Annotated in this window: 16 protein-coding genes; 9 read left to right on the top strand and 7 right to left on the bottom strand. The window is 40.1% G+C overall.

The annotated features are described in order from the left end of the window. Window positions 1–58 precede the first annotated feature (58 nt). Entirely contained in the window at window positions 59–394 is a 336-nt protein-coding gene (erpA, locus tag ACMZOO_RS05925; protein ID WP_016957481.1) for an iron-sulfur cluster insertion protein ErpA, read from the top strand. Between the two features lie 35 nt (window positions 395–429). Here erpA and ACMZOO_RS05920 read toward each other — a convergent pair whose 3' ends face one another. The 4 genes from ACMZOO_RS05920 to ACMZOO_RS05905 form a co-directional block, all read right to left on the bottom strand. Next, the gene (locus ACMZOO_RS05920; protein WP_440905801.1) at window positions 430–987 is read right to left on the bottom strand and encodes a TlpA family protein disulfide reductase; all 558 of its coding nucleotides are present in this window, start codon (window positions 985–987) and stop codon (window positions 430–432) included. A gap of 681 nt (window positions 988–1,668) precedes the next feature. Then, window positions 1,669–2,658, bottom strand: a complete 990-nt coding sequence (gene epmA, locus ACMZOO_RS05915; protein ID WP_440905800.1) for an elongation factor P--(R)-beta-lysine ligase — start codon at window positions 2,656–2,658, stop codon at window positions 1,669–1,671. 75 nt (window positions 2,659–2,733) lie between these two features. Beyond that, window positions 2,734–3,300, bottom strand: coding sequence for an elongation factor P (gene efp / locus ACMZOO_RS05910; protein WP_440905799.1), 567 nt, complete (start codon window positions 3,298–3,300; stop codon window positions 2,734–2,736). A gap of 119 nt (window positions 3,301–3,419) precedes the next feature. Continuing rightward, window positions 3,420–3,746 (bottom strand): hypothetical protein, encoded by a 327-nt coding sequence (locus ACMZOO_RS05905; RefSeq protein WP_440905798.1) that lies wholly within the window; start codon window positions 3,744–3,746, stop codon window positions 3,420–3,422. Between the two features lie 227 nt (window positions 3,747–3,973). Here ACMZOO_RS05905 and epmB point away from each other — a divergent pair, with 227 nt between their 5' ends. Beyond that, window positions 3,974–4,963, top strand: a complete 990-nt coding sequence (gene epmB, locus ACMZOO_RS05900) for an EF-P beta-lysylation protein EpmB (RefSeq protein WP_440905797.1) — start codon at window positions 3,974–3,976, stop codon at window positions 4,961–4,963. An 81-nt stretch (window positions 4,964–5,044) separates the two neighbouring features. On the opposite strand, the gene ACMZOO_RS05895 is transcribed toward epmB, so the two are convergent. Continuing rightward, the gene (locus ACMZOO_RS05895) at window positions 5,045–5,245 is read right to left on the bottom strand and encodes a hypothetical protein (protein ID WP_016957474.1); all 201 of its coding nucleotides are present in this window, start codon (window positions 5,243–5,245) and stop codon (window positions 5,045–5,047) included. A 744-nt stretch (window positions 5,246–5,989) separates the two neighbouring features. Between ACMZOO_RS05895 and ACMZOO_RS05890 the strand changes: the two genes are divergently transcribed. The 4 genes from ACMZOO_RS05890 to greB all read left to right on the top strand — a co-directional run bounded on the left by ACMZOO_RS05890 (window position 5,990) and on the right by greB (window position 8,997). Then, window positions 5,990–6,682, top strand: a complete 693-nt coding sequence (locus tag ACMZOO_RS05890) for a tetratricopeptide repeat protein (protein WP_440905796.1) — start codon at window positions 5,990–5,992, stop codon at window positions 6,680–6,682. An 84-nt stretch (window positions 6,683–6,766) separates the two neighbouring features. Then, a complete protein-coding gene (locus ACMZOO_RS05885; RefSeq protein ID WP_440905795.1) occupies window positions 6,767–7,870 on the top strand; it encodes a sensor histidine kinase in 1,104 nt (367 codons plus the stop codon). Next, the gene (locus tag ACMZOO_RS05880) at window positions 7,867–8,469 is read left to right on the top strand and encodes a response regulator transcription factor (protein WP_440905794.1); all 603 of its coding nucleotides are present in this window, start codon (window positions 7,867–7,869) and stop codon (window positions 8,467–8,469) included. Before ACMZOO_RS05885 ends, ACMZOO_RS05880 begins: the two co-directional genes overlap by 4 nt. A gap of 54 nt (window positions 8,470–8,523) precedes the next feature. Next, window positions 8,524–8,997: a transcription elongation factor GreB gene (gene greB, locus ACMZOO_RS05875; RefSeq protein WP_440905793.1), complete on the top strand. Its 474-nt coding sequence runs from the start codon at window positions 8,524–8,526 to the stop codon at window positions 8,995–8,997. Window positions 8,998–9,033: 36 nt separating this feature from the next. On the opposite strand, the gene ACMZOO_RS05870 is transcribed toward greB, so the two are convergent. Next, a complete protein-coding gene (locus ACMZOO_RS05870; protein ID WP_440905792.1) occupies window positions 9,034–11,562 on the bottom strand; it encodes a M14 family zinc carboxypeptidase in 2,529 nt (842 codons plus the stop codon). A 117-nt stretch (window positions 11,563–11,679) separates the two neighbouring features. Between ACMZOO_RS05870 and nfuA the strand changes: the two genes are divergently transcribed. Beyond that, window positions 11,680–12,276: a Fe-S biogenesis protein NfuA gene (nfuA, locus tag ACMZOO_RS05865; RefSeq protein ID WP_440905791.1), complete on the top strand. Its 597-nt coding sequence runs from the start codon at window positions 11,680–11,682 to the stop codon at window positions 12,274–12,276. Between the two features lie 19 nt (window positions 12,277–12,295). Next, complete coding sequence (locus tag ACMZOO_RS05860) at window positions 12,296–12,559, top strand: hypothetical protein (RefSeq protein ID WP_440905790.1); 264 nt, start codon at window positions 12,296–12,298, stop codon at window positions 12,557–12,559. Here ACMZOO_RS05860 and ACMZOO_RS05855 read toward each other — a convergent pair. Beyond that, window positions 12,525–13,853 carry an MATE family efflux transporter gene (locus tag ACMZOO_RS05855; protein ID WP_440905789.1) on the bottom strand — a complete coding sequence of 443 codons (1,329 nt, stop codon included), beginning with the start codon at window positions 13,851–13,853 and terminating at the stop codon, window positions 12,525–12,527. The genes ACMZOO_RS05860 and ACMZOO_RS05855 overlap by 35 nt on opposite strands. Here ACMZOO_RS05855 and ACMZOO_RS05850 point away from each other — a divergent pair. After that, window positions 13,852–14,913, top strand: coding sequence for a polysaccharide deacetylase family protein (locus ACMZOO_RS05850; protein WP_440905788.1), 1,062 nt, complete (start codon window positions 13,852–13,854; stop codon window positions 14,911–14,913). The two genes, ACMZOO_RS05855 and ACMZOO_RS05850, sit on opposite strands and share 2 nt — an antisense overlap. Window positions 14,914–14,915: the final 2 nt, after the last annotated feature.

The raw sequence follows: 14,915 nt of genomic DNA, 5'->3' as shown, positions 1-14,915 counted from the left end.
AATGGTTTAGTCAGGTATTAGATAATAGCCACATTGCTATATTATGAGGTTGTATTAAATGGATCAGATTCCACTTAATTTCACAGAAACAGCTGCGAAACAAGTAAAGCTGTTGATTGAAGAAGAAGAAAATCCAAACTTAAAGTTTAGGGTTTATATTACTGGTGGCGGCTGTTCTGGTTTTCAATATGGTTTCACTTTCGACGAAAACGTTAATGAAGGTGACATGTTAATTGAAAAAGAAGGGGTTAACTTAGTGGTTGATCCTATGAGCTTGCAGTATTTAATGGGTGGCGAAGTAGACTATACCTCTGGTTTAGAAGGCTCACGCTTTTTTGTTAAAAACCCAAATGCAACCACCACTTGTGGTTGTGGTGCTAGCTTCTCAGTATAAAATCTTTTCAGTTAGGTTGGTGATTAAACACTAACCTAACTTTGTTCACTCTTGTCCAATTCCATCGCTTGAAGCAATTTTTGTTTGATATTTTGTTTTTCTGATTGTTTAAAACCGACAATCCGATAAATAACTTGTCTGTGTTTGTTCAGCAGTAACAAAGTTGGCAATCCACTCACACCATAATGGCGTGACAGCGCTGCTTGTTGATCAAACCACACAGGTAATTGTTGTAAATTGTGCTCGGTTAAGAAATTATCTGCATTTGTTTTGCTGGCATCTTGATTAACTGCAACCCAAGTAAACTGCTGTTGCTCAAAGGTGTTAAATAGCTTTTGGTAATAAGGTAAAGACTCAATACAAGGGCCACACCAACTCGCCCAAAAATCTAGCACTAAATAATCTTGCGTGATCCCAGCCAAACTATTATGCCCCGTATTACTGGTAAATTTTTGTTGATAGATGGCTTGAGTGGTAATTGACGTCTGGCTTTGATTTATTTTATTAAATAACAACCAAGCTGAAGTCACACCTGTGGCTAGTGCTACCATAAGTATGCCGATTGAGAATATTTTACTTTTTAGAATGCGCATAGACAGCTTGTTTTTATGAGTATGCTTTTATGTTAGTTGTATATGATGGACGTGCCAAGTGTTCCTGAGGTTATATTGGGAGACTGTAGTTGAAGTCACATACACCAAGTTGAAGCCATGCCTTTCGTTGGAAAGTGCTAGGGCAATAACTTAGAGCAAAATCTCTTTTTCATGGGCGAATCAGAACCGAAGCACCGCTTCGCAGTCTGATGAGGTGGAGCCAAGGAAGGCGACAGGGCCTGCCCTTCATGGATGAATAGTCGACTCAAGATTGGCTTAGATTCAGAACCGCGTTTTTGCAAAATTATGCTTGCAGTGGGCGAACTTGCGCAGTTTATTTCGCGCCGTGAGTTTGTGGCAGAGAAGTTCAAGCTGGTTGGAATGTATTTTTCAAAAACGCTTCAAGGCTGTCCATAGCTCGCTCGCACAAGATATCCCTATCTTGTGAAGTTTTGAAAAACACACTCCCAACCATCTTTTGACATCTTCGGTGCTGCATGGATGTTTCGCCGCAATCAATTAGCTGGATAGAGCCGACTGAAATGCTGATTTTGCAAAACTTCAAATGTCATGGATGACATTTGGGAGTGACCATGTAAGGTAAGCAGCGCTTTTGCAAAATTATGCTTTCAGTGGGCTAACTTGCACTGTGTATTTCGCGCTGTGAGGTGTTTAAATTGTTTAACACCTAGTCAATGGAAAGGCAATTACTTCCTCTATGCTTGAAGCCCCTAACGCTAACATTATTAACCTATCCATTCCCAAAGCAACACCGGAACATTGGGGCAACCCCGCATTTAATGCAGCAATTAAACGCATATCAATCGATTTTGCGGCTTTGCCATTATTCATCCGCAAAACATTATCGTGTTCAAAACGTTTAAGTTGCTCATCAGCATTAGTCAGCTCATCAAAACCATTGGCTAACTCTATGCCTTTAAAGTACAGCTCAAAACGCTCGGCTACTCTAGGGTCTTCTTTGTTTAATCTTGCTAAGCTCGCTTGCTCTGCCGGAAAATGATAAACAAAACAAGGCACATCTTTAGCAATATTGGGTTCAATTAACTCTGCGAACATCATTTGCAACAAGCCGGTTTTGTCATCGGCTAAACCAATAATATCAGCACGTTCAATTTGTTGCAGTTTGTTAGTTAAATCTGCAAAACTACAAGTCAAGACATCAAGTTGTAGGTGCTTCAAAAACAATTGTTGGTATGTATAAGCGTCGCAACGTGGTACATTTAATACAGCTTTGACCAAGTCAGCAACTTCATCCATTAACTGGGCGCGATCAAAACCGACTCTATACCACTCAAGCATAGTGAACTCAGGGTTATGCTGCCTACCAAACTCATCATCTCTAAACGCTTTGGCTAATTGGAATATACAGCCAGCCCCTGCGGCTAATAAACGCTTCATTGCAAATTCAGGTGAGGTTTGCAAATACAAATCAACACCAGACGCAAAGCCAGGGCCACGATAATGTGCGGTCAAATTTTCTAAGTGCAAATCCGTCACACCATGTTGCGATAAACTGGGGGTTTCAACTTCAAGTACTTTGCGACTGAAGAAAAATTGCCGAATTTGCTGAATGATTTGAGCGCGTTGCTTGAGAGTTTCAATGTTTGCAGTTGGTTGCCAAGCGTTTGCTGAATGCGATTGAGTTGTCATTTGTTGTTGAGTTTGGAAGGGAACAGAGATAAATAACTTGGCTCAAAAGAAAATTAGAGCCAAGTAAATGGTCAATTATTTTACGCGAGATACATATTCGCCAGAGCGAGTATCTACTTTAATAATTTCACCAATTTGAATGAATAGAGGTACACGTACCACAGCACCAGTGCTTAACGTAGCTGGTTTGCCGCCAGTACCTGCTGTATCACCCTTAAGGCCAGGATCTGTTTCAGTTACTTCTAACTCAACAAAGTTAGGTGGCGTAACTGCAATTGGATTGCCATCCCATAAAGTGATTATACAAGTGTCTTGTTCAACTAACCATTTTTGATTGTCGCCAATTGCTTTTGCGTCTGCAGCAATTTGCTCGAAGGTTTCGTTGTTCATAAAGTGCCAGAATTCGCCATCGTTGTATAAATAAGCTAATTCTGAATCCATAATTTCTGCTTTTTCAACAGATTCACCTGATTTAAAAGTTTTTTCTAAAACTTTACCAGAGATCAATTTACGGATTTTTACTCGGTTAAAAGCTTGGCCTTTACCTGGTTTAACAAATTCGTTTTCGATGATAGCGCATGGTTCGCCATCTAACATGATTTTTAAGCCACCGCGAAATTCATTGGTGCTGACAGTTGCCATGATAACCCCTATTAATTTATATCCCCGTCACAAATGGAGCTTACTCCGAATATCGGGGGCATATATAGTCTATTCGATAAAAAACCGCCGAATTTTACCCGATTTTTTAGCAGGGCGCATTATACTTTTTGTCGCACTATCATCGCAGACAATTCATTTTTAATTACATAGCTACTTAAAGGTTTAGTAACTTGTTGAATTATACTGCAGACAATTAGAGCCAAAGTTAAACCTTGATAACCGGTTAGAATTTGCATTTCGCATTGACTAGCAGACAGGAATAAAAATAGTGTAGAGGTTAAAACGAACATTACGCCAATTAATGCACGTAACAATCTGGTATTGTTTTTAGCTTGACGGATTAAGCTGATGCAAAAATTGTCAGTGTATTCAGAAAGGTGCGGGTAACGATATACCAGCCAGTTCAAAAAATCTTGATTGTCCATCTTTGCACTTATCTCCGTATAATCAGGGTAGTTATTATTAATCTTGTTACTACAACAGCAGTGAACACATAATGTGCGCTCGTTCACATTTTTAGTAACTTAGTCCTTGGTTGAAAATTAGTCAAGCAGATTGTAATCAAATGTAAAAGAAAGTGAGTTGAATCTGTTTGGCGTTTAGCGCTAATCCGTTAAAATGGCGCTTACTTTAATTTAATGAGTTGTGTTCATTGCAGTTTGAATCTTGTTGGCGAAAAGAATTAGCCCAAACCATTACCGACCCGGAGCAGCTACTAGCTGAACTAGATATAGATCAACAAAGCTTTGTTGCAGGGTTTGCCGCGCGACAGTTATTCCCGCTGCGCGCGCCTAGACCTTTTGTCGCCAAAATGAAAAAAGGTGACGTCAACGACCCACTTTTTTTACAAGTGATGACTCAGCCACAAGAGTTTGAGCAAGTAGCTGGTTTTACTCAAGATCCGCTACAAGAGCAAGATGCTGCGCTACCTGGACTGTTGCACAAATACAAAAGCCGAGTACTGATTTTATTGCGTGGTGGTTGTGCTATTAACTGTCGTTATTGTTTTCGCCGTCATTTTCCCTATCAAGACAACGCGTTGAACCAAGATAAAATTGCACAGATTGTCAGTTATATTCAATCCCATCCTGAAATCAATGAAGTGGTGTTGAGTGGTGGCGATCCTTTAATGGCGCAAGATCATCATATTGCTTCATTAATCTCGCAACTTGAACCAATCGAGCATCTAACTCGGCTGCGTATTCATACGCGTTTGCCTGTGGTTATTCCGCAAAGGATGACGTCTGAGTTAGCCAACATACTCAAAAATAGCAGTTTAAAAGTCATTATGGTTTTGCATATCAACCATGCCAACGAAATTGATGCGTTGTTAACTGAGCACTTAGCTAAGTTTAAACACCCCAATATTACCTTGTTGAATCAAGCTGTGTTACTTAAAGGGATAAACGACACTGTTGATACTTTGGTGCAGCTCAGTGAGCGTTTGTTTGCTGTGGGGATATTGCCTTACTACATTCATTTATTTGATAAAGTAGCAGGGGCTGCACATTTTTATTTGAGTGACCAGCAAGTCAAACCTTTACAACAAGGTTTATTGGCAGAATTGCCTGGCTTTTTGGTGCCTAAATGGGTGAGAGAAGAGGCGGGGCTTATGAGTAAAAGCCCCGTAGTTCTTATTTAACCCCAAAATAGGGGATAAACGAGGGGTTGCCAGAACCTTCAAAATAGAATTTCTATTTCTCCGGTCTGGCTCAGCACCAAGTTAAACCTTGATGTTGATGTTTTGACCAATCGCCGGATCTGCGGAGCGAGGAGGGGAAACTTCTGCAGATTGAAGCAAATCCATTGCTGCTTTGCCTTCCGCTTCTTGCTGCGACTTTGCTAATTTAGCGCCGCGCAATTCAGCGTCACCAGCCTGTTGGGCAACCGAAGATTGATTTACGCCCGTTGAACTTACGTCCATACGTACCTCCAAAAACATCGTTGGTTAAGGTTTAATTGAGAGCAGTATTACCCTCACGATCGCTATCGGCAGCAAATTCAATTTCTTTAGCAAAAAATTGAATATTTTTTCGGCATTAATTTTCTACACAATAAAAATGCTTTCAGTGAGCGAACTTGCCCCCTGATACCAGCACTCCCCTAATTGAAAACCGAAAATTTCACGTTTGCTGTTATGTGCTGCTAATTTGGCGGCATGGAAGAACAAGCTGGTTGGGATGTATTTTTCAACAGCGCTGTGAGTTATGTGCAACATAGGGAAATTACTAGACCATAACTTTCACAAAAACGCTGCAAGTACGTCCTTGTAAGCTTCGCTTTTCATCCCTGAAAAAGAGATTTTGCTCTAAGTTATCGCTCTAGCACTTTCCTGAAGCTAGTCGCTGCATGATTTTTTCTCAGCGACAAACTGGCCCGATAGAGCCGACTGAAATGCTGATTTTGCAAAACTTCAAATGTCATGGATGACATTTGGGAGCGACCAAGGAAGGTGTACAGCGTTTTTGGAAAATTATGCTTTCAGTGGGCGACCTTGTACTTAGTCGGTAGCGCTGTTTTTTTCAATAGATAACAATTTAGCTGATGACATTTGTCATATTAACTAGTGACAAACATCTCTAAGAAAAAAATCGTCCATTGGCATACTTAACATGAACTCGAGACAACAAGTCTCAAATTTAACCAAACACTTGTTAAGGATATGAAGATGAAAAAAGTTATATTTGCAGTAGCACTTTCTATGAGCTTAAATGTTTTTGCAGAGCAAAATACCATAGACAGCATTACCCTAGCGGCCAACAATATGCAGATGGAAAATCTAGCCAATTTGGCAGCGCAAAGCAGTGGTTATGATCAGGCTTTTGCTCAGTATAAATTAGCTGTTGCTTACATGGTTAAACAGAACTATGACAAGCTGCAAGAGCATCTAACTGTATCTGCGGCTATTTTAGAGCAACAACTAACCATTAACTCAGATGATGCCGAAAGCATGGTTTTACTTGTGCAGGTATATAGTTTGCACATTGGATTTGCGCATGACAAAGCTCAAGAACTTGGGCCGAAAATGCAAGAGTTGCTGACTAAAGCTAACCAACTCGCACCAAACAACCCAAGGTTACAACTGGTGCATGGCATAATTAAATACCATACGCCTGTCGTATATGGTGGCAATAAACAAGTGGCAGTGGCTTTGTTTAATCAGGCGATAAACAACTACCCGGACGATGTAAACTCTGGTTATCACTGGGGTTATGACGAAGCCTACATTTGGCGAGGTTTAGCCAAAGTAGAGCGGGGTGACACCCAAGGAGCCTTGGCAGATTTTAATCGAGCCGTTGAAATTAACCCAAATAGCAATTGGGCGAAGGGATTAATCGCACAAAACAGTACATCGCTGTAAACAACAAAATGGCAGTTAGGGTGAAAATGGTGTGTTGGTTGCGCCATTTTCATTGATAAACAACAAGAATTAATTGAGCATATTATGAATCAAAGCTACCAAGTTGCACCTTTATTTACTGGTTATAACAACTTCTATTTATGGATACCACTGCTGTTTACTGGCTTCTATTTTTTTCCTCTCAGTATGATCTGGCCACATTTATCCTCGTTAGAAATTATTGTTAGTTTTATCGCCTATTTTGCGTTTATTGCTGGTTATATTTGGGCGCAAAAATGTACCCAACAGACTATTCGCTATTACATACTAGGGTTAACTGCTATCAGCGTGGCTGCCACAGCAATTAATCCTGGAACCTGTGCCTTATTCCCTTATGTGGCGTTTTTGGTTGGTTATTATTATTCGTATAAACGTGGCTTTCCATGGCTACTATTAATACTTGTAGGTATTGGTTTTAGTGCTTGGGCATTTAATTTAATTGAGTTGTATTTTTTATTGCCAAGTTATATTGCAACCATACCTAATTACTTTTTTGGGGTGATGACACGCGCTAAATTGCAGCAAGAGCATGAGAAAGAGCAAAGCCAATTGCACAATGAACAGCTTGCGACAATTGCAGAGCGTGAAAGAATTGCGCGTGATTTACACGATTTATTAGGCCACACCCTGTCGTCAATTGTATTAAAAGCTGAGCTTGCGAGTAAATTGGGCAAAGCTGGTAAAGTCGATTCAGCTTTAGATGAAATAGAACAAGTTGCGCAAATTAGCCGTACCACCTTGTCTGAAGTGCGCGCGGCGGTTTCTGGTTACAAAACTAAAAACATCAATGCTGAGCTAATCAAAATTAAAAGCTTATTAACGGATAAAGGTTTTAGCGTTGATGGCAGCATAAGTTTGTCGGGTTTAACTGCCAAGGCCGAATCTGCGCTACTACTCATTATTAAAGAAGCCACCACAAATATTATCAAACATAGCCAAGGCAAAAACGTCTATTTCGATTGTATACAGCAAGACAATAAATTGAATATTGAAATTATGAACGACGGCCAAACCAACCCAACAAGTTTTGGCAATGGCTTAACTGGTATTCAAGAGCGGGTGGCTGAATTGGGTGGGCAAGTTAATATTAAGCAAGATAAGGGTTTTGCGATTTCGTTAGAATTTAACCAAGGAATATTTCAATCATGATCCGAGTATTGTTAGCGGAAGACCAAGCTTTAGTGCGTGGTGCATTAGTTGCACTGCTTAATTTAGAATTTGATATTGAAGTGGTTGCTCAAGCGGCAAATGGTCAAGAAGCGGTTGAGCTGTTGCAGCAACATCAAGTGGATGTGCTACTAACAGATATCGAAATGCCATATATGACAGGGTTGGAATTAATTGAACAAGCTAAAAAAATTCAGCCTGATATCAAAACTGTAGTGATCACCACCTTTGCCCGCGCGGGTTATATCAAACGTGCATTAGTTGCAGGTGTGCGCGGTTTTTTGTTAAAAGACTGTCCGTCTGAGCAACTGGCCGATGCACTTAGGCAAATCATGCAAGGCAAAAAAGTGATAGATCCAGAGCTGGCCATTCAAGCCTTAGACGATGTTGATCCACTGTCAGATAAAGAGCGAAAATCCTTACGTTTAGCTGGAGAAGGCAAAAAAACCGCAGAAATAGCGGCAACTTTATTTTTGTCGGAAGGTACAGTGCGCAATTATTTATCCGAAGCTATCGCTAAATTAAACGCAACAAACCGAATAGATGCGGCACGAATTGCTAGACAAAAAGGTTGGTTATAGTACCCTGCGCGTTTGGTTATTTATCCCTAGTGCTAGCTATTATTGGAGGTCAATTTGCGTACTCAACTGATTACCCGTCAAGGTTATGAAAAGTTACAAGCTGAGTTAGACCATCTTTGGCGAGTTGAACGTCCCGAAACCACTAAAAAAGTAACATGGGCAGCAAGCCTAGGAGACCGTAGCGAGAACGCTGATTATCAATACAATAAGAAGAAGTTACGCGAAATTGATCGCAGAGTTCGCTATTTACGCAAATGTTTAGATAACTTAAAAATAGTCGATTATAGTCCGCAGCAAGAAGGCAAAGTATTTTTTGGTGCTTGGGTTGAAGTGGAAAACGACGACGGCCAAACCCTTAAGTTTCGCATCGTAGGTTATGATGAAATATTTGGCCGTAAAGATTACATTTCGATTGATGCACCTATGGCACGCGCTTTATTAAAAAAACAAGTAGACGACGAAGCTGTGGTAAAAACTGAGGCAGGCGTGGTTACTTGGTATATCAATTCGATTGAATACGTTAAGTAACCCGCTCATTTATTTTTTATCCAGAGTTCAGGTTTGTTAATCAATTAATTCAGCAAAAAACAGACTATTTGTCAGCATTTTGGCTGTTTCAAACCAATAACCGCGAAAGATTGGATTGTCACTAAAGGCAATCACACGGCCTTTGCCATATTTAGCATGTGTCAAAGCGACACTGTTACGAATGTGGCTGATATTTTCTGGGCTGACATAACCTGCAATTAACGGGCTTTCAGTATATTGAGCAACGTCTGCAAACGCTGAGTTCGACTCCAATAAAACTACTCTGTCGTTACGGAATAAACTTAATTCGCGATTGTTGCGGCCAAAACCAAGTGGATGTGTGATATCTATCTTGCCACTAAATACAGTGCCAGAAATGCGCATTTCGCTATAAAATGATTCTTTATCAACATAGTCATAAGTTTGTTTAAAGGGCGAGATTAAATCGCGCTCAGATAAATATTCATTTTTAATCAATTGATTTTGGCTGGCCCACACAGTTGCGCGTTTAGTGGTAATTAAAGTGCCACCTTGTTCAACCCATAGTTTAATTTGTTCGCTTTGGCTTGTTGTTAAGTTTTGATATTGCCCATCGGCTAAATATAAATGGCTAAAGTCATTTAGTGGCCACTTTTTATCCGCGGCCCCGTTCAACATCATAAGTGGCAGTTTAAGTTTTTTATCTAACCAAAACCAAAATTCACCTACTTCGGTTTGTTGTAACCAAGGCGCAGCTAATGTTGCCACTTTAGGTAGTTTGATGAGCTGCATTTTGTCACTGCCTAAATCTGGGCCTTCAGGTGTGTGAGCTGTGGTTAAATTAGTGACGGTTAAATTGTATTGGCTAATTAGCTGTTTAAAATTTTGCAGCGATTCTTGTGTGTTATCCGCTTGTAAAACTAATAAACTACCCGCAGGAAAATGTTGGCTACCAGTTGGGGTTACGCCTTTAAAGGCCGCTTTGGCGACTCGAATTTGCACTTGCTGCCTGAGCAATTCAGCTAATACATTTTGGTTGTTGCCGTTGCGCCAATCTATCAGATATCCAATAGCATCGTTTTTAAAGTCTTGTATTTGGTTAAGCTGTTTTTGTTGGCGATTTATGTCCCATGGCTGCTTGTGTGCTTTTACACCAAAAAATCTTCCTTCAACTGTGTGGTGCTCTAAACCGTAAGCTAATGCGATATTCCAGTTAGTCACGTCGTAAAAAGTATGATCATTAAATTCGGTTTGTTCGCTGAAAATACTTTTTATTAAACGATATTGTGCTTGTTGTACAGGGATCCAAAAGCTGGTTTTTTGATAAAAAATAGTTTGCTCGTTAGCTTTGTAGTCTTCTGCTAGTGGGTAAACTTTTATCTGATGAGCTGCCATTAAACGTAAAAATTCGTCAAGACTATGTTGGTCGTATTGCGCTTGGACTAAGTAACCTGAAACTTTGTCTTTTTGCGCTTGTTTAATATTGTCGCGGAAAAAGTCTTGCTGAAAATCAATGAGTGCCTGACGTTTAGCATTGGCCGCGCGGATCATGGAAATAATCCCAGTCATTTGATTCTCGACCGTTTGTTCAAAACTTAATAGGCCATTATTGGTATCAATTTGCTGTCCTTGGCTTTGTGCTTGTTCGAGTAATATGCCTAGGCCACCTTGCAAGTCTGGATAGGTTGAGCCTTTGCCAATATAAAAATCATCAAAGTTTTCTTCGCTATAAAACAGCTTATTTTGTTGGTCAAAAGCTCGCGCAGTGTAGTCAGATAAAGCTTTGGTTAAGCTGATGTTTTCATCGGGTGTTAATGGATTAATACGCGCTTGCACACCAGGTTGAAAGAAGTAGCTTTGATTTGACTGCATTTCGTGAAAATCCGCCAATACATTCGGTTTCCATTTATGGTATTCAATCAGGCGAGCACGGCTTTCTACTTGGGTTTGTGGTAGCCAGTCGCGGTTTAAATCAAACCAATAATGGTTACCGCGTGCATTTGGCCATTCTTGAGTATTTTTTGCATGTTCCGCATGGCTGCTTGGGTATTGGCTATAAAATGCATTTGCCCATGTCGCGTAGCGGTCAAAACCGTCTGGGTTTGCAATCACTTCAAATAACAATACGCTGTTATTTAACCAAGACTGCACCTCTTGTTGTTGATTACTAATTAAATAATGAATGATTTTAATGGCCGCATGTGGGCCGCTAGGCTCGTCACCATGAGCTGCGAAACTTAACCAAACAATTGCTGGTAAATTTTTGCTATTGAGCCTAGTTGCGTATGGGTTGCTCAACTGTTCGTGGCGAATACGAATTTCATCCAAATTCTGAATATTTTGTTTGGAAGATACGGCTAATAGATAAAGTGGGCGTCCTTCTTCACTCCAGCCAAACTGCATTAACTTGCTGTTCGCACTATTTTTATCAATATGATTGAGGTAATCAGCAATTTGGCTAAAACGTAAATGTTTGTCTGCTTTGTAGTTTGGTAAATATTGTTCAGGACTGGTTACATTTGCCAAAATAGTAACGCTGAAAAAGCTGGCTAAAAAAACGACAAAAAAACGGCTCAAGCGGCTCAAAGTAGGGCTCCGGCGCAACAATTCAACTTAGTTAGCCAAACTATACAGTTTCTTAGCCAATATTCAATTTTTGCGGTATGATATGAATATTTCTTGAGTAAAATAGTCAGGTACTTTATGAGCGACTCAACGCTATTAGTTTCTATTTCTGAATCTGCCCAATCTCATTTCGCCCGCTTGTTAGAAAATCAGGCTGAAGGCACACAAATTCGTATTTTTGTTGTTAATCCTGGTACGCCAAATGCCGAATGTGGTGTTTCGTATTGTCCACCTGATGCGGTTGAAGACAAAGACTTAAAATACAGCTATCAAGGTTTTGATGCTGTAGTTGACCCTGATTCAGCGCCATATCTCGAAGAAGCTGAAATTGACTTTGTTGCGGATCAAATGGGTTCACAATTAACCTTAAAAGCACCAAATGCCAAAATGCGCAAAGTCAGTGAAGGCGCAAGCTTAATTGAACGTGTCGAGTATGTATTAGTTAGTGAAGTGAATCCACAATTGGCCAACCATGGTGGTAAAGTTGATATTATGGAAATCACAGACGATGGTGTTGCAATCTTGCAATTCGGCGGCGGTTGTAACGGTTGTTCTATGGTTGATGTTACCTTGAAAGAAGGTATCGAAAAACAATTGTTAGAAAAGTTTGCAGGTGAGTTGACCGGCGTACGTGATGTTACAGAGCACAAATCTGGCGACCACTCATATTACTAACCGCATTTAGAAGATAATAATGCACTGGAGCGACAAACTCAGCCAAAACCCCAAACGCAGTTGGCGTTTGTTTTTGACAGGTTTAGCTTTTTTTTGGTTGTGCGCCAGTGCACTTATTTTTATCCCGAATATTGCCACTTCGTTATTATACCCATTGGTTTTTTTATTACTTGCGGCATTTACCTTAGCTGTTTATGGCTATCTTGGTATATTTGCAACACGAGTGGCGAATTTACGTTTTCACAAAGCTAAATATAAGCAGCTATTTTCCGAGCGAGAGTAATACCTCTAGCCAACATCATAGCGTGCAGCGCAATCCACAAAGCATGATTTGGGTTAATCCCTTGTGTTAGCGCGAGTTGATTAAAAACAAACCACACCGGAAAAAATACGCCAACAACAGACACTAACATGCTATTGCGCATGCTTTTGCTGTCAGCTAAACCAATAAATACCCCATCCAATAAAAAGCACCAAACTGCTGTGAGGGGCAAAATAATTATGTAAAAACTAAATGTGAGTGCAGTGGTTTTAATTGAATCTATATCAGTCATTAGGCCGATTATCTGCTGGTCAAACAATAAAAATACTAAGCTGTATACTGCGGCTAAAGCTAAACTTAAATTCATACCAACACGTATATTTTGTTTGAGCTGGCTTTTGTCATTCGCGCCAAATGTTTTACCTATTTGCACTTCAGCCGCATAAGCAATGCCATCTAATCCAAGTGAGATTAATAATAAAAAGTTCATTAACAAAGCGTTGGCTGCCAACACGTCTACGCCAATTCTAGCGCCCTGAAAGGTTAAAAAGACTAAAGCACACTCTAGCACTAGAGTGCGAATTAAAATATCACGATTAACTGCGAGAAATTGGCGGAAGTTTATCTCATGCATTTGTGTAAGTGACTGCTGAATTGTTTTAAGTAAGTGAGTTTTTACTATCATTCTATAGGCTATAAATAGGTATATGACTAAACCTGTGTATTCAGCTGCTAAGCTTGCCCAAGCTACACCTTTGACCGCTAAATCAAATACAAATACTAAGATTAAATCTAAAAGCACGTTGACTAAATTAATTACTATTTGTGTCAACATGATCGCCTTGGTTTTACCATGAGCGAGTAACCAGCCGACTAAAACTAAGTTGATTAAGCTAGCGGGTAGGGCTTGAAAACGTATGAAAAAGTATTCGCTGGCGGCTTGGTTTACTTGGGGATCAGCTTCGGCCAACCATAACGCACTTTGCAAAATCCAAGGTTGTAAAATAAGTAGTACAAGACTAACAACAATCGCTATAGATAAACCTTGTACCAATAGTTGGCTGGTCAGCTGAGGATTTTGTTTACCAAGAGCTTGCGCGGTTAAGCCGGTTGTCGACATACGCAAAAAACCAAACAGCCAAACAACAGCTGTAATAATAGTATTTGCAAGCGCGACGCCGGCTAATAAATAGGCGTGGGGTAAATGGCCTAAAATACTGGTGTCGACAATGCCCAATAAAGGTGTGGTAATATTCGACACTATCATAGGCAGAGCAAGTGCCAAATAAGCGGTTAATGAAGGGGAAAGTTGCATGGTTAAATTATTTCAGCGTAGTTGTTTGCTGTTATTGGCATTAGTTGGCCTGCAGTTTAGCAAACTTGCCTACGCAGCTATAGACCTAAGTCTGGTCGATAATGGATTTGTTATTTTGCAATACCATCATGTTGACGAAAATACGCCGGATGTCACTAGCCTGAGCAATGAGAAATTTATTCAGCATTTACAGTTAATTGAAAAACTCGGTTTCACTGTGGTTGATTTAGCTGAGGCAATAGACAAAGTTAGAGCGGGTGAAGTTTTGCCGGATAAAAGTGTCGCAATTAGTTTTGATGATGGTTATAAAAATATTGCGAAACAAGCTTTACCTGAACTGAAAAAGCGCGGCTGGCCAGCGACTATTTTTGTTAATCCTGGATTGCTCGCAAAAAGTCCAAGTTTTTATCTAACTTGGGATGAATTGAAATATTGGTCAAAACATAAAATGACCATAGCGAATCATGGCTGGGAGCATGACTATTGGGTGCGTGATAACGCGGCAACCAATATGAATTGGCAACAAAAAATTAAGCAGTCGATAACCAAGACCGAACAAGCGATTGAGCAGCATATTGGTTATAGTAAAAAATTAGTTGCTTACCCCTATGGTGAATACGACAGTTGGATCCAAACTTGGCTTAAACAGCAGAAGCTAATTACCTTTGGCCAGCAAAGTGGTGCAGTTGCGCAGTTTTCTGATTTTACTGCTTTACCACGTTACCCAGCGTCTGGCATTTACGCTGATGAAAAAACCTTAACCACTAAGTTGTTAACTAAAGCTTTGCCGGTAGATTATAACTTATTGCCGTCACCTATTGTCAGTGACTCAGCTAATCCACCAAGTTTTCAGATTAAATTATTAACCGCGCTGGTTAATTCATTGAATTGTTTTATTGGTGGCAAAGCAGAAATGGATTTACAAAAATTATCAGCTAATGAATATAAAATCAGCGCAAAACAAAAATTGGCAACAGGGCGCTCGCGCTACAACTGTACTATGCAAACGAAACAAGCTGGGCGCTTTTATTGGTTATCACAACCTTGGTTAATTGAATAACC

Origin of the sequence: Catenovulum sp. SX2 (genome assembly GCF_052056295.1) — a bacterium.
GTDB lineage: Bacteria > Pseudomonadota > Gammaproteobacteria > Enterobacterales > Alteromonadaceae > Catenovulum.
Note: the sequence above shows the minus strand (reverse complement) of the source record. Positions and strands in the feature narration are given on the sequence as shown.

Excerpts from the sequence above, each read along its gene's own strand:
- erpA (WP_016957481.1), top strand. The coding sequence starts at position 59 with ATGGATCAGATTCCACTTAATTTCACAGAAACAGCTGCGAAACAAGTA.
- epmA (WP_440905800.1), bottom strand. The coding sequence starts at position 2,658 with ATGACAACTCAATCGCATTCAGCAAACGCTTGGCAACCAACTGCAAAC.
- ACMZOO_RS05895 (WP_016957474.1), bottom strand. The coding sequence starts at position 5,245 with ATGGACGTAAGTTCAACGGGCGTAAATCAATCTTCGGTTGCCCAACAG.
- ACMZOO_RS05850 (WP_440905788.1), top strand. The coding sequence starts at position 13,852 with ATGGTTAAATTATTTCAGCGTAGTTGTTTGCTGTTATTGGCATTAGTT.
- nfuA (WP_440905791.1), top strand. The coding sequence starts at position 11,680 with ATGAGCGACTCAACGCTATTAGTTTCTATTTCTGAATCTGCCCAATCT.
- ACMZOO_RS05890 (WP_440905796.1), top strand. The coding sequence starts at position 5,990 with ATGAAAAAAGTTATATTTGCAGTAGCACTTTCTATGAGCTTAAATGTT.
- ACMZOO_RS05855 (WP_440905789.1), bottom strand. The coding sequence starts at position 13,853 with ATGCAACTTTCCCCTTCATTAACCGCTTATTTGGCACTTGCTCTGCCT.
- ACMZOO_RS05905 (WP_440905798.1), bottom strand. The coding sequence starts at position 3,746 with ATGGACAATCAAGATTTTTTGAACTGGCTGGTATATCGTTACCCGCAC.
- ACMZOO_RS05920 (WP_440905801.1), bottom strand. The coding sequence starts at position 987 with ATGCGCATTCTAAAAAGTAAAATATTCTCAATCGGCATACTTATGGTA.
- efp (WP_440905799.1), bottom strand. The coding sequence starts at position 3,300 with ATGGCAACTGTCAGCACCAATGAATTTCGCGGTGGCTTAAAAATCATG.
- ACMZOO_RS05880 (WP_440905794.1), top strand. The coding sequence starts at position 7,867 with ATGATCCGAGTATTGTTAGCGGAAGACCAAGCTTTAGTGCGTGGTGCA.
- ACMZOO_RS05885 (WP_440905795.1), top strand. The coding sequence starts at position 6,767 with ATGAATCAAAGCTACCAAGTTGCACCTTTATTTACTGGTTATAACAAC.
- ACMZOO_RS05860 (WP_440905790.1), top strand. The coding sequence starts at position 12,296 with ATGCACTGGAGCGACAAACTCAGCCAAAACCCCAAACGCAGTTGGCGT.